This window comes from Microbispora bryophytorum (assembly GCF_043197435.1).
GTDB classification, from domain to species: Bacteria; Actinomycetota; Actinomycetes; order Streptosporangiales; family Streptosporangiaceae; genus Microbispora; species Microbispora bryophytorum.
Map to the genome: position 1 here is coordinate 289,102 of NZ_JBICTF010000008.1, position 13,684 is coordinate 302,785.

Consider the following 13,684-nt stretch of genomic DNA (forward strand, 5'->3'; position numbering starts at 1 on the left):
GGAGAACGTGTACCACCCCCTGTGGAATTCGGCGCGTGTCGGCTACCTTTCATATGTGCCCCCCGAGACAGTCGAGGTTCGTCGGAGCGCACGACGGCGGCGAACCGTTTCCGCGTACCGCGATGGAGACAAGACCATCGTGTTGCTTCCGGCTGGTTTGAGCACGACCGACGAGGAGCAATGGGTACGCCGCATGCTTGACCGCCTTGCGGCCAAGGAGCAGCGAAGACGCCCGAGCGACGACGACCTGCTCGAGCGGGCGGCGGAGCTGTCGGCGCGCTACCTGGACGGAAAGGCCGAGCCGGCCAGTGTGCGCTGGGTGGAGAACCAGCTCCACAGGTGGGGCTCGTGCACCCCCGACCAGGGCACGATCAGGCTGTCGACCCGGCTGCGGGGCATGCCGGCCTGGGTCGTCGACTATGTCATCATGCACGAGCTCGTCCACCTGCTCGTGCCGAGTCACGGCCCGCGGTTCTGGGCCCTCGTGGAGCGCTACCCTCGGGCGGAACGTGCCAGGGGCTTCCTGGAGGGCTTCTCGATGGCCGCCAACGGCTCCCCGGAGGAGTGTTGACCCGGATCGCCGCGGTGCTGGTCACGCCGGATATGGCGCAGGCGGCTCCGCCCGGCGTGGACCGGGCCGAGTTCCTGACGGCGATGGCCGAGGACACCTACGAGATGGTCGCAGGGCTCGAACTCGTGCGCCCGGTGATCCTGTCGGCCGGCGTGCCGGGGCTCGAGGACATCGCCTGGCCGGGCACGCCCGTCCTGTCGATCGCCTCGCCCGCCGACGCCTTCGCCGCGCTGCCTCCGGAGGAGGAGGGCGTGATCGTCAGCGCCGACGCCCCCGATCTGCCGCCGCTGCTGATCGGGAAGCTCTTCCGGGAGCTCGGGCGGGCGCACCTCGCGGTCTGCCCGGCCGAGGGCGGCGGCGCCGTCGCCGTGGCGGCGCGCCTGCCGGTCCCCGAGTGGGCCGCGCCCGACTTCGACGAGCCCGACGTCGTCGCGGCGCTGCGCCGCAGGGCGCCGGGTCCCCGCATGGTCGCCACCGGTCCCGGCTGGCACCGGCTCAGGAAACCGCAGGACGTGGCCCGCCTCGACCCCGGCCTTGAGGGCTGGGACAACACCCGCGCTCTGCTGACCTGAGCCCCGCTCTCAGGGTCACACGGCGCAGGGGTCACGGGCGCAGGGGTCACACGGCGCAGGGTCACCGGCTCCGGGGCAGGCGAAGCTCGGCGAACAACGCCCGGTGGTCGCTACCCGGGACGTTGTGAACGCTTGTGCTCACCGCCGCCGCCCGCCGGTCGTACAGCACGTGATCGATGGTGATCAGCGGCGGGTAGCGCCTGTTGGCCGGCCAGGTGGTGGTCAGACCGTCGCCGGTCGCGTCGGCCGCGTCCGCGTAGCCCCGCCCGAGCGCCGCGCGCAGGTCCGCGTGATCGAGGCTCGCGTTGAAGTCGCCGGCCAGAACGCGTACGACGCCGGGCGACGCGGCCGGGAGCGCCGCCAGCTCAGCGGCCCACTGGACCACGTCATGACCGTTCCGCGGGGCGAGGGTGTGCACGTCGACGATCTCCACGGGCGGACCGGACGGCAGGGTGAGCCGGGCCCTCGGCATGTTGTGGCCGCCCTCGGGCGCGAAGTCGGGCGCCCCGAGCAGGGGGTGACGGGCGTAGATCCCGCTGCCCGAGGGGCCGGGCCCGTCCTCCAGGTGCCGGTACGGCAGCAGTCTTGCCACGCCCGCCGCGTCCAGCGCCTCCACGGCCCCGGGGGTGAGCTCCTGGGTGCTGAGCACATCCGGTTCCAGCCTGCGTACGAGGTCCACCACGGTCGCGGCGTCGCCCGCGCCGAAGCGGAGGTTGACCGTGAGGATCCGCAGCGACGGCCCGGTGGCCGTGGGGGCCGAGCCGGCCGCGCGGGGCAGCACCACCGCCGCCAGGATGGCCGACGCGACCACCGCCACCGCGATCACGGCCGCGCGGCGGGCGGCCAGCGCGATCAGCACCGCCAGAAGCGACGCGGCCGCGACGTACGGCGTGGCCGTCATCAGCGCGACGCCCACTCCCCAGAGGTGAGCGGCGCCGTCGGCCCCGGCGAGCCGGGCCGCCGCCCAGAGCGCGAACGGCGCCGCCGTGATCCACGCCGAAAGCGGGGAGACCCGGAGCCGGCGGCGCGGGGGAGAGACGATCTCGCCACCCACGTCGACCTCGGCCATGAACTCGACCGTAGCCGAGCCGGCCGAACCCGCCGTGCGACCAGGCCGGAAGGGGCCGGGGACCCGCGCTACCGCGGCAACGAACCCAACCCGGCGTCGCGCGCCCGCGCCACCGCCGCCGCCCGGTCGGCGACCTGCAGTTTGGCGAAGATGTTCGACACATTGTTGCGCACCGTCTTCTCGGTCACTCCGACGCGCACCGCGATCGTCCTGTTGTTCGCGCCTGTCGCCATGAGCGTGAGGATGTCGCGCTCACGGCTGGTGAGGTTGGGGAACGGCGTCATGGCGGTGCCGCCGCCGACCGCGAAGAACTGGGTCAGGCGCGACGCGATCGCGGAACCGAAGATCACCTCACCTGCCGCGACGACGAGGATCGAGCGCAGGATGGTCTCGGGTTCGGCGCCCTTGAGGACATAGCCCCGTGCGCCCGCGCGCATCGCCGCGAATATCGACGCGTCCTCTTCCACCATGGTCAACACGAGCACGGCGACATCGGGCAGCGCGGCGACTATCTTGCGGGTCGCGTCGACACCGTTGAGACCGGGCATCCGCAGGTCCATGACGACCACGTCGGGGCGCTGCTCGAGCGTGACGGCGACGGCCTCCTCCCCATCGGCGGCAACCCCGGCCAGCTCGGTCTCGGCCGAGTCGGAGATGAGCGACCGCAGCCCCTCCCGGAACAGCGGATGGTCATCCGCTACGACGACTCGCAGCGTCACAGCACCTCCTCGAACAGCGGGAACTCGGCGCGCACGATCGTTCCGCACGGCTCGCGCCGGCTCACCACACACAAGCCCCCGAGCTCCGCGGCCCGTTCCCGCATGGAGTTGAGTCCAACGCCGGCGCGATATCCGTCCGGCAGACCGGCGCCGCCGTCCGCGATCGACAGCTCAAGGCGGCTGTTCACCGCGAGCTGGACCGACACCGGCGCTCCCGGCGCGTGGCGCGCCGCGTTGGTCAGGGCCTCGACGGCGATGCGGTACGCCGCCACCTCCACCGCGGCGGGCAGCGACGGAAGTGTCTCGGGAATATCGATGCTCGCCACGCTCAGCCGCACTGCCTGTTCCCGTACGGCTCCGGCAAGGCCCAGCTCGTCGAGGATCGGAGGGCGTAGGTCATAGACGAGGCGGCGGATGTCGTCGACCGCCGACTCGGTGGCTTCGCGAAGTCTCCCCAGCAGTTCCGCGACCGACCCGTCCGGTGGCGTCGCCCGGCGCACTGTGTCGATGCCCAGCGCGATGCCGGCGAGTGTGGGACCGAGGCCGTCGTGCAGGTCGCGGCGCAGCCGCCGCCTCTCCTCTTCACGTGTCGTCACCAGCCGCTGCCGCGAGGACTGCAGCGCGTGGGTCAGCACCACCGCTCGGGCCGCGACGGCCACCTGCTTCGTCAGGTCCGACAGCAGCCGTCGTTCGTCCGCCGAGAAGTCGCCGGTGCTGCGGGTCTGCAACACCAGATGTCCGATCGTCTCGCCGGCGAAGGGCAGTGGCAACGCCTCCGTCTCGCCGGGCAGCGCCCGCCCGTGACGGCATAGAACCTCGCCGCCTACTTCGATCGCCACGTACGGGAGCCGAAGAGCTTCGGCCACCGTGCGAACGGCGGCCGGGAGGATTTCTTCGGGCGCCCCGGCCGCGTCCAGCCGGTCGCCGAGCCGGGCGAACGCGGCCGCCGGATTGTCTCGAAGCCCGTAAACAAGCTGATTTATCCGGCGTTGCACCAGGTCACGCAGTGGCAACACCACCAGGGCGGCCATGATCGCGGCAACGATCTGCGGCATGAGACCGCCGAAGAACAGGCCGAGTGAAACGACCACGATGAGGTAGACCGCGACGAGCGCCAAGCTCACAGACCCATACACCAGTGCCCGATTGAGCACCACGCGGGTATTCAACAGTCCGTGCCTGACGATGCCGATCCAGGCCGCGACTCCGACCGCGATCGCCGCGCAGTTCTCCAGGACTGCGATGGGCGCCGTGTCTCCGGAGGTGAATCCCGCGATGACACACGCGATATACGAGGCGGGCACGACGAACGAAACCCGAGCGGCCGTACGCAGGGCAGGTGTGTACGGGCCGGTGTCGCGCCGGGCGAAGCGTAACAGCGAGATACACGCCGGCAGGCTGAGCGGTCCGAGGAGAAGGATGCTGATCACCAGCGCGTCGGCGCCCGGCACTGCGATGGGGTTGTAGATCCCTGGCAGGTCGATCGGGTCCGGCGAGAGCAGCCCCCACACCAGAAGCACGAGAAGCTCGACGGCGTAGACCCGCCCGAGCACTCGTCGACGCCGCGTGTCCAGGCGGCGGTCGGGGAAGAGCAGGATGCCGAAGGTCGCCATCAGGGGCACGCTGAGAACGGCGAACGGAGTCTGCACCAGGTGAAGCCACGCCGCGGCGTCGATCCTGCCGATGCGCGCCCCGGCATCGGCGGCGGCATTGAGCCCGGTGCCGATCGGCGCCGCCGTGCCGGAGATGAGGAAAATCCAGCCGGTCCGGCTGCGCGGCTGCGTCCGCAGTATCGCCGCGCCGACGAAAGCGACCGCCAGGTACACCACCGCGGTTACCGAAATCAGGCTGGACAGCCAGCTCAGGTGACCGGTTCCGATCAACGACACGCCCATGGCGGCGAAGAGCACGGCCAGCGTCACCGCGGCCGAGACGACAAATCTGAGCTTCGAAGGCATCAGCGTTGATTGTGCGCCGGAGGCGGACCGTCGAAAAGTGTCCCGGAGCGTCGGTGTGCCGCTGAGTGAAGCGGTGGCACGACTCGCGATCAGGCCGGCCTGATCGCGAGCGCCGTGCGCCTCGGTGGGAGTGGCTTCGGGGGAGATCATCACGCCACCGCGCGGGCTACGCCGCCACCTCGGCGACGGACTCGGCCGGGGCGACGCCTTCGCCCGCCGGCAGGTCCCACTGCTGGTTCGAGGTGCGCAGGATCTTCGCTGCGATCGCCACGCCGCTGATCAGCAGGAGAACGCCGGAGAGCGTGTCGATGACCGGGCTGATCGCGTGTCCGACGAGGTGTCCGACCGGATAGGCGATGAACAGCGCGGCGACCCAGGGCGCGACCGAACGTGAGCGCCACAGCCCGATGCCAAGGACGATCATGCCGATCGCGTGTCCGAGGACGAAGACGCCCACGAGCGTGCCGTAAATCGGATCGCCGTTCACCTTGTCGATCAGTGCCGCCGTGCCCGCCTGGTCGGCGAGCCTGGAGCCCTGATAGAGCGCGATCTGTGTCGCGCCGATGGTGGTGAAGCCGGCGAGCCAGCCGAGCGCCGCCAGTCCACCGCCGAAGAAGGCCAGGTTCGGCGCACCACGGCGTGCCAGCCGGGCGGCATAGACAACCGCGGGAATTATCGCCATCAAGGGGAGGATGACGATGTTCGACAGCATCGCGAGAGTGGGGTGGTTCGCGTAGTCCTGGAGCTGGGCCGCGATCGGGGCGTCCTCGTCGGTGAACCCGATCGGGATGGCGAGGGCCAATGGTCCGACGATCAGTGAGACCGCGGCGGCGACGCGGGAGGTGGCGCGGATGTCCATGGTCTGTCTCCTGTTGGACGTGGGGCGTGACCGTGTCGTTGTCGCTCACATGGTCGATCGCCCCGAGTCCCGGGCGGCAGAGCTTGAGGTCCCGGCGCATGCGGGATGTCCGAGCGGTGGACCCGTCGCGGCCGGGCCCGGCCGTACGGGGAGTCAGGCGCGGCAGAGCGACCGGGCGCGGCGGGCGAGCCGCCGGGTGGCCTCGTCGCTCAGCTCCGGGATCTCCTCCACCGGGAACCAGCGCAGGTCGAGGGACTCGTCGCTGATCACCGCCTCCGCCCCCGGCGGCGCGACCGCGCCGTACTCGACGTCGAGATGCCAGCTGTGCGGGGGGTGGCACCAGACCTTGTGCCGGTCGAGGGCGAGCGGCCCGCCCAGCAGGGTGAGCCCGGGGATGCCCGACTCCTCGGCGGCCTCGCGCAGGGCGACCTGCGCGAGCGTGGTGTCGGACGTCTCGCAGTGCCCGCCCATGGGTAGCCACATCCCGGCCTTGGGGTGCAGGGTTAGCAGCACCCGCTCGCCGTCGTGCGACAGGACGGCCGTCGTCGCCGTGAGATGGCCGGGAGCGCACTCGCGCCACATCGCGTCCTCGTGGCCGCGCAGGTGCGTCAGGAAATCCTCGCGGAGCCGCTCCTCCTCGGGGGTAGGCGCGACCCATCCGGCCAGTACGGCTTGCGCGTCACGATGCAGACTCACCGGCGCAGCCTACCGACAGCCGGCGAGCCTCGCGGCCGGAGTCCTGCGGCCGGTGCTACTCCCCGTCAGAGCCGGGCTCCTTGGGCTCTTCCAGCGCCGACAGGTCGAACTCGGCCTCGCCCTTCACGAACGTCTCGGGGTTGTCCAGGTCGTCCGCGGTGGGCATCAGGTCGGGGTGCCCCCAGACGGCGTCCCTGCCCTCGACTCCGCGCTCGTCGCCCAGGGCCCGCCACAGGGCGGCCGCCTCACGCAGCCGTCTCGGGCGCAGCTCAAGGCCGACCAGTGTGGCGAAGGTCCGCTCGGCCGGGCCGCCCGTGGCGCGGCGGCGCCGCACGGTCTCGGCCAGCGCCGCGGCGGAGGGGAGCTTGCCCTCGGCGGCGGAGTCGACCACCGTGGCCACCCAGCCCTCGACCAGCGCGAGCGCGGTCTCCAACCGGGTGAGCGCGGCCTTCTGCCGCTCGGTCTCCTCGGGCTTGAGCAGCTCGCCGCCGCCCAGGACCTCCTGGATGCGCTCGGGGTCGCTGAGGTCGAGCCCCTGGAGCTTGTCCTGCAGGGCGGACACGTCGACCGTGATCCCCTGGGCGTACTCCTCGACCGTGCCGAGCAGGTGCGCCCGCAGCCACGGCACGTGCTGGAAGAGCCGGTGGTGCGCCGCCTCGCGCAGCGCGAGGTAGAGACGGATCTCGTCCGAGGGCGTCTCCAGGCCGCTGCTGAAGGCGGCGACGCCTCCGGGCAGCAGGGCGGCGGTGTCCGACAGGGGCAGGCCGATGTCGGAGGAGCCGACCACCTCACGGGCGAGCGAGCCGAGCGCCTGGCCGATCTGCTGGCCGACCATCATGCTGCCCATCTGCCTGAGCATGCCCATGAGCGGCCCGGCCATGGCCTGCGCCTCGGGCGGCAGTCCCGCACCGCCGAGGGTGCCGCCCATCGTCTCCACCATCTGGGCGGCGACGGGATCGCACAACTGTTTCCAGACCGGGACCGTCTTCTCGATCCACTCCGACCGGCTCCAGGCCTGCGGGGTGGTCACGCCGCTCGGCAGCGTGGTCACCTCGTTGAGCCACAGGTCGGCCAGATTGAGGGCCTCGACGATCTGACGTCGCTCGCCCTCCATGACGCTCGGATCACCCTCGGCGACCACGGCGTGCCGTGCGATGTTCTTCGCCATGTCCCAGTTGACGGGCCCGGCCTCCGGTGAGGCGGACAGCATGTCGGCGAACTGCCGCATGGCCGCGGCGATCTGCTCCGGGCTGCCGAACATGGCGAACGGATTGTCGTTGGGGTCGTTTTCGCGACCTGGCAGGTCAGTCACCGCGCCACCTCGTGCAGGATGGAGGAGTCCACATCCGCCACGTTATCCGCCGTGGGGCGGATCAGTGCAAAGTGAGGACCTCGTGCCTACCTCGAAACGCCTGCGTCCCCCCGTCGTCGCCGTCACCGGCGCCGCCTCCGGTCTCGGCCGGGCGTTCCTCGCGAAAGTGGCCTCGTCTGCGGATTTCCGCCGCGTGGTGGCCATCGACGAGCAGCGCGGCGACGTCCCGGACGTCACCTGGCGGGTCCTCGACATTCGTGATCCGCTCTTGGCGAACCGAATCTCAGATGTGGACGTCCTGGTGCATCTGGGCACGGACGAGTCGCTCGACAGCGATCACACCGAGCGCCGCCGCTACAACCTGCGCGCCGCCCAGACCGTGCTCACGGCCTGCGCCGCAGCCCGGGTGCGGCGGGTCGTGCTGGTGACGAGCGCGATGGTCTACGGCGCCGCCGCCGACAACCCGGTGCCCCTGCCCGAGGACGCCCCGGTCGCGGCCGAGCCCGACACCGGCCTGGTGGGCGACCACCTGGAGATCGAGGCGCTGGTACGGCGGTCGCTGCGGGCGCATCCCGGCCTGGAGGTGACCGTGCTGCGGCCCGCCGCCCTGGTCGGGCCGGGCGTCGACACCGTCATCACCCGCCACTTCGAGGCGCCGCGGCTGCTCGTGGTGAAGGGCTGCCTGCCGCGCTGGCAGTTCTGCCACGTCGACGACCTGGTGTCCGCGCTGGAGGCCGCCGCCCTGGGCAGGGTCGGCGGAGTCGTGGCGGTCGGCTCCGAGGGCTGGCTGGAGATGGAGCAGGTGGAGGAGATCTCCGGCCTGAAGCGGTTCGAGCTGCCGGCCGGTGTGACGTTCGGCACGGCGCAGCGGTTGCACCGGCTCGGCATTACGCCGACCGCGGCGACCGACCTGCACTACGTGGTCTATCCCTGGGTGGTCGACGGCGTGGCGCTGCGGGAGGCGGGCTGGAAGCCGACCTGGACCAACGAGGCCGTGCTGCGGGAACTGCTCGAACTGTGCGAGGGCAGGCACGCGGTCGTCGGCCGCCGCCTGTCGGGCAAGGAGGCCACGATCACGGCCGCCGGCGCGACCGTCGCGGTCATCGGCACGGCCGCGATCGTCCGCGCCGCCCGCCGCAAGCGCCGCACCTGATCGGGCTCAGGCATTACCCTCGGGAACGTGGACGTCATCCGATTGCTGGGCATCCGCGACACCCCGTTGTCCGTGGACGAGGTGCTGGGCGCGGTGGAGGACCATGCCGCCGGGGGCACGGCGGTCTTCGTCGGCACCGTGCGCGAGCAGGACGGCGGCAGGCCGGTGACACTCCTGTCGTACTCGGCGCACCCGAGCGCCGAGGAGCACCTGCGCAGGGTCGCGGAGAAGGTGGCGGCCGACCACCAGGCGACGGCGCTGGCGGCCGTCCACCGGGTGGGCGACCTGCGCCTGGGGGAGATCGCCGTCGTCGTGGCGGCGGCCTGCCCCCACCGCGGCGAGGCGTTCGAGGCCTGCCGCAGGCTGATCGACGACCTCAAGCACGAGGTGCCCATCTGGAAGCACCAGGTGTTCGCCGACGGAGACGCCGAATGGGTCGGTGCCTGCGATTAACACCCGCGAAATACCCGGAGCCCGGAACGCATAGAGTTCGTCCATGTCCCGACGCGCTCTGACCCTGCTGGTCGCGGGTTTCCTCGCGCTCGCGTTGGCCGTGATCGGCGCCATGCTGCCGGTGCCGTACGTCGTGCTGAGCCCCGGCCCCACGGAGAACACCATCGGGGACGTCAAGGGCAAACCGGTCATCACGATTTCGGGCCATGAGAGCTATCCCACGCAGGGCAGGCTGAGCCTGGTCACCGTCGCCTACCAGGGCGGGCCCGACAACCGTCTCGATCTGCTCACCGCGCTGCGCGGCTGGCTCGACCCGACGGTCGCCGTGGTGCCGGAGGAGACGCTGTTCCCGAAGTCCACCTCGGCGCAGCAGGTCGAGGAGCAGAACACGCAGGAGATGACCGACTCGCAGCAGTCGGCCACCGCCGCCGCGCTGAACGCCCTCAAGATCCCGATCGAGAAGGTGGTCACGGTCGCCGAGACCGACAAGGGGGCGCCCGCCGACGGGAAGCTCAAGCCGGGCGACGAGATCACGGCGGTGGACGGCACGACGGTGGGCGAGCTCGAGTCCGTCGCGGCGTCCGTGCAGGGCCGCAAGCCCGGCGAGCAGGTGACGTTCACGGTCAGGCGCGCCGGCGCCTCGACGCAGGTGCAGGTCGGCACCGTGGCGGGTAACGACGGCAAGGCCAAGGTCGGCGTGCAGATGCGTTCGGGCTACCGCTTCCCGTTCACGGTCGGCATCAGCGTCGGCGAGGTCGGCGGGCCGAGTGCGGGCCTGATGTTCTCGCTGGGCATCTACGACAAGCTGACGCCGGGTGCGCTCACCGGAGGCATGTCGGTCGCGGGCACCGGGACGATCGACCCGGCCGGTCAGGTCGGCCCGATCGGCGGCATCGAGCAGAAGATGGTCGGGGCGCGCAGGGCGGGCGCGACGGTCTTCCTCACGCCCGCCGACAACTGTGCCGACGCCGTCAAGGCCGCGCCCGCCGGGCTGCGCCTGGTGCGGGTCGAGACGCTGGACGGCGCGATCAAGGCGATCGACGCCCTGCGCGATCACAAGGGCGAGGCCCCCGCCTGCCCGGCCGGCTGAGCGTACGCCGGGGGCGCGGGGCCGTGACCTGCCCGTCTTGACGCGGGGTGTCACGAGAACGATCAAATCTGTTACCACGACCACGCCGGTCGCAGTGTAGGTTTCCTAGCACGGACCATTGCCCTCTGACAATCATGGCCCTGCCAATCTGAGACAAGGGGTTGAGCGTGAGCTTCCGGAGCCCCGGAGCCGGACGGGCGGTGCGCTTGCCCCGACGGCCGCGCCTTCTGATACCCGTGCTGATCGCCGTCGTGGCGATCGTCGTATTACTGCTCGTCTTCTCGGGGATCTACACCGACTACCTCTGGTACGACTCGGTGAACTTCTCCTCGGTGTTCTCCACGATGCTGCTCACCCAGGCGGTGCTGTTCATCGTGGGCGCCGCCGTGATGATCGCCATCGTCGGCGGCAACATGGTGCTCGCGCACCGCACCCGCCCGATGTTCGGGCCGGGGATGTTCGGGGCGCCGCAGGGCGCCGACCGCTACCGCGTCGCGATGGACCCGCACCGGCGGCTGGTCTTCCTGGTCGGCATGGGCGTCCTCGGCCTGTTCACCGGCTCGTCCACAGCGGGGCTGTGGAGGACCTGGCTGCAGTTCGTTAACCGCACGCCCTTCAACGAGAAGGACGCGCAGTTCGGCCTCGACCTGTCGTTCTTCGTGTTCACGATGCCGTTCCTGCGGATGCTGCTGAACTTCCTGTTCACGGCTGTGGTGCTGTCGATCATCGCGGCCACGGTCGTGCACTACCTGTACGGCGGGTTCCGGATCTCGTCGCCCGGCGGGGTGCACGCCACCCGGGCCGCCCGGGGGCACCTGTCGGTGCTGCTCGGCGTGTTCGTCCTGCTCAAGGCCGCGGCCTATTGGCTCGACAGGTACAGCCTGGTCTTCTCCGATCGCGGCAAGACCTTCGGCGCGTCGTACACCGACGTGCACGCGGTGCTCCCGGCCAAGGGGATCCTCGCGGTCATCTCCCTCATCTGCGCGCTGATCTTCTTCGCCGGCGTCATCCGTCCGGGCGGGATGTTCCCGGGCGTGGCGTTCGGGCTGCTCGTGCTGTCGGCCGTACTGATCGGCACCGTGTATCCCTCGCTGGTCGAGCAGTTCCAGGTCAAGCCGAACCAGCAGAGCAAGGAGCAGGCGTACATCCAGCGCAACATCGACGCGACCCGAAAAGCCTACGGAGTCGATACGGCGAAGGTCACGGAGTACAGCGCCAAGACCGACGCCGACGCCTCCGTGCTGCAGACCGAGGCGTCGGCCATCCCCGGCATGCGCCTGCTCGACCCGAGCCTGCTGTCGCCGACGTTCCAGCAGAAGCAGCAGATCCGCGGTTACTACCAGTTCCCCGAGCAGCTCGACATCGACAGGTATCCCGTCGACGGCAAGCCGCGCGACACGGTGGTGGCGGTCCGCGAGATCGCCCGCCCGCCGGACGGGCAGCGCAACTGGATCAACGACCACCTGGTCTACACGCACGGTTTCGGCTTCGTCGCCGCGCCCGGCAACAAGGTGGACAGCAGCGGCCTGCCGGAGTTCAGCGAGCGCGACATCCCGCCGGTCGGCGACCTCGGCGACTACGAGCCCCGCGTCTACTTCGGTGAGAACTCGCCCGACTACTCGATCGTCGGAGGGCCGAAGTCGGCCAGGCCGATCGAGCTGGACTACCCCCAGCAGGGACAGGCGGGCGCCGAGCAGCAGAACACCACCGGCCAGGTGAACAGCACCTACGAGGGCAAGGGTGGCGTCTCGATCGGGAACTTCTTCCGCCGCCTGCTCTACACGGTGAAGTACGGCGAGACCAAGCTGCTGCTGAACTCGAGCATCAACGACGAGTCCCGCATCCTCTACAACCGCGAGCCGGTGCAGCGCATCCAGCAGGTCGCGCCGTTCCTCACGCTGGACCGCGATCCGTACCCGGCCGTGGTGGACGGGCGCATCGTGTGGATCGTGGACGCGTACACGACCTCCGACTCCTACCCCTACTCCGAGCGCAAGAGCCTGGAGTCGCTGACCACCGACGTGCAGTCGAGCCGCCTCGGCGTGCCGCAGGTGCCCAGGGACGAGGTCAACTACATCCGCAACTCGGTGAAGGCGACCGTGGACGCCTACGACGGCACGGTGACCCTGTACGCCTGGGACGAGGCCGACCCGGTGCTCAGGACCTGGGAGAAGGCCTTCGGCGGGGTCGTCAAGCCGGCCTCGCAGATCAGCCAGGGGCTGCGCGCCCACCTGCGCTACCCGGCCGACCTGTTCAAGGCGCAGCGGGAGATCCTCACCTCCTACCACGTCACCGACGCCAATGCGTTCTTCAGCGGCCAGGACTTCTGGAAGGTCCCGGAGGACCCGGCGACCGGCAAGAGCAAGCAGCCGCCGTACTACGTGACCATGAAGATGCCGGGCAGCGAGACCGAGCGCTTCTCGCTGACCACCACGTTCGTGCCCAACCAGCGGCAGAACATGGCGGCGTTCATGGCGGTCGACGCGACGGCAGCCACGCCGAACCCGCCACTGGAGATCCTCCAGTTGCCGAGCACGACCGCGATCCAGGGTCCGCCACAGGCGCAGAACCTGTTCGAGTCGAACACCTCGGTGTCGACCGAGCTCAACCTGCTGCGCGGCGGCGGCACCGACGTGCTGTACGGCAACCTGCTCACGCTGCCCTTCGGCGGCGGCCTGCTGTACGTCGAGCCGGTCTACATCCAGCCGCGCGCGGAGACCTCGGGCAAGTATCCGACCCTCCGCCGGGTGCTCGTGCTGTACGGCGAGAAGGTCGGCTTCGGCCCCACGCTCAGCAACGCCCTGGAGCAGGTGTTCGGCGGCACCGTGGCCACGCCGCCGGATCAGACACCCGACCAGACGGCGAACCGGCCACCTGGTCAGGTCACTCCGCCGGAGAGCTCCTCGGCGCTGACGTCGGCCCTCGACCGGGCCCAGCAGGCGTACGACGCTTCGCAGAAGGCGCTGTCGTCGAACCCGCCCGACTGGAAGGCGTACGGCGACGCGCAGACCTCGCTGAAGAAGGCGCTGGACGACCTGGGCAAGCTCAAGGGCGGGACGCCCGCCTCGACGGCGTCCCCGGCCCCGAGCGCGAGTGTGAGCGCCGGCCCTAGTGCGAGCGGGAGTCCACCGGCCGGTGCGACTCCCAGCCCCGCACCGAGCGGCTGAGCCCTTCCGGAGCCCCGCGCCCCACGGCGCGGGGCTCCGGTTTGCCTTCCGGCCGGTGCCGGGAT

General features: G+C 70.7%; 12 protein-coding genes. 6 read left to right on the forward strand and 6 right to left on the reverse strand.

Annotated features, from left to right (window positions below; genetic code table 11):
* Positions 1–55: 55 nt before the first annotated feature.
* Together ACGFIB_RS27250 and ACGFIB_RS27255 are read left to right on the forward strand one after the other, a co-directional pair.
* Complete coding sequence (locus ACGFIB_RS27250; protein ID WP_393375976.1) at positions 56–571, forward strand: M48 metallopeptidase family protein; 516 nt, start codon at positions 56–58, stop codon at positions 569–571.
* A complete protein-coding gene (locus tag ACGFIB_RS27255) occupies positions 568–1,143 on the forward strand; it encodes a glycosyltransferase family protein (RefSeq protein ID WP_142571392.1) in 576 nt (191 codons plus the stop codon). Before ACGFIB_RS27250 ends, ACGFIB_RS27255 begins: the two co-directional genes overlap by 4 nt.
* 61 nt (positions 1,144–1,204) lie before the next feature.
* On the opposite strand, the gene ACGFIB_RS27260 is transcribed toward ACGFIB_RS27255, so the two are convergent.
* The 6 genes from ACGFIB_RS27260 to ACGFIB_RS27285 form a co-directional block, all read right to left on the reverse strand.
* The gene (locus ACGFIB_RS27260; RefSeq protein WP_393375979.1) at positions 1,205–2,212 is read right to left on the reverse strand and encodes an endonuclease/exonuclease/phosphatase family protein; all 1,008 of its coding nucleotides are present in this window, start codon (positions 2,210–2,212) and stop codon (positions 1,205–1,207) included.
* Positions 2,213–2,280: 68 nt separating this feature from the next.
* Positions 2,281–2,931 carry a response regulator transcription factor gene (locus ACGFIB_RS27265; RefSeq protein ID WP_208762219.1) on the reverse strand — a complete coding sequence of 217 codons (651 nt, stop codon included), beginning with the start codon at positions 2,929–2,931 and terminating at the stop codon, positions 2,281–2,283.
* The gene (locus ACGFIB_RS27270; RefSeq protein WP_393376011.1) at positions 2,928–5,039 is read right to left on the reverse strand and encodes a sensor histidine kinase; all 2,112 of its coding nucleotides are present in this window, start codon (positions 5,037–5,039) and stop codon (positions 2,928–2,930) included. Before ACGFIB_RS27270 ends, ACGFIB_RS27265 begins: the two co-directional genes overlap by 4 nt.
* Before the next feature lie 16 nt (positions 5,040–5,055).
* Positions 5,056–5,748: a hypothetical protein gene (locus tag ACGFIB_RS27275; RefSeq protein ID WP_357250026.1), complete on the reverse strand. Its 693-nt coding sequence runs from the start codon at positions 5,746–5,748 to the stop codon at positions 5,056–5,058.
* 153 nt (positions 5,749–5,901) lie between these two features.
* Complete coding sequence (locus tag ACGFIB_RS27280; RefSeq protein WP_393375983.1) at positions 5,902–6,444, reverse strand: NUDIX hydrolase; 543 nt, start codon at positions 6,442–6,444, stop codon at positions 5,902–5,904.
* 55 nt (positions 6,445–6,499) lie between these two features.
* Complete coding sequence (locus tag ACGFIB_RS27285; RefSeq protein ID WP_393375986.1) at positions 6,500–7,756, reverse strand: zinc-dependent metalloprotease; 1,257 nt, start codon at positions 7,754–7,756, stop codon at positions 6,500–6,502.
* 82 nt (positions 7,757–7,838) lie between these two features.
* Here ACGFIB_RS27285 and ACGFIB_RS27290 point away from each other — a divergent pair, with 82 nt between their 5' ends.
* The 4 genes from ACGFIB_RS27290 (at position 7,839) to ACGFIB_RS27305 (ending at position 13,619) form a co-directional block, all read left to right on the forward strand.
* Complete coding sequence (locus ACGFIB_RS27290) at positions 7,839–8,909, forward strand: NAD-dependent epimerase/dehydratase family protein (protein WP_229689743.1); 1,071 nt, start codon at positions 7,839–7,841, stop codon at positions 8,907–8,909.
* Between the two features lie 27 nt (positions 8,910–8,936).
* Positions 8,937–9,362, forward strand: coding sequence for a molybdenum cofactor biosynthesis protein MoaE (locus tag ACGFIB_RS27295; RefSeq protein ID WP_191052396.1), 426 nt, complete (start codon positions 8,937–8,939; stop codon positions 9,360–9,362).
* A 43-nt stretch (positions 9,363–9,405) separates the two neighbouring features.
* Positions 9,406–10,452, forward strand: a complete 1,047-nt coding sequence (locus ACGFIB_RS27300) for a YlbL family protein (RefSeq protein ID WP_357250024.1) — start codon at positions 9,406–9,408, stop codon at positions 10,450–10,452.
* 236 nt (positions 10,453–10,688) lie between these two features.
* Positions 10,689–13,619, forward strand: coding sequence for a UPF0182 family membrane protein (locus ACGFIB_RS27305; RefSeq protein ID WP_357250021.1), 2,931 nt, complete (start codon positions 10,689–10,691; stop codon positions 13,617–13,619).
* Positions 13,620–13,684 lie beyond the last annotated feature (65 nt).

Bases quoted from the DNA above. Each gene is read 5' to 3' on its own strand.
- ACGFIB_RS27260 (WP_393375979.1), bottom strand. From the start codon at position 2,212: ATGGCCGAGGTCGACGTGGGTGGCGAGATCGTCTCTCCCCCGCGCCGC.
- ACGFIB_RS27300 (WP_357250024.1), top strand. From the start codon at position 9,406: ATGTCCCGACGCGCTCTGACCCTGCTGGTCGCGGGTTTCCTCGCGCTC.
- ACGFIB_RS27275 (WP_357250026.1), bottom strand. From the start codon at position 5,748: ATGGACATCCGCGCCACCTCCCGCGTCGCCGCCGCGGTCTCACTGATC.
- ACGFIB_RS27270 (WP_393376011.1), bottom strand. From the start codon at position 5,039: ATGATCTCCCCCGAAGCCACTCCCACCGAGGCGCACGGCGCTCGCGAT.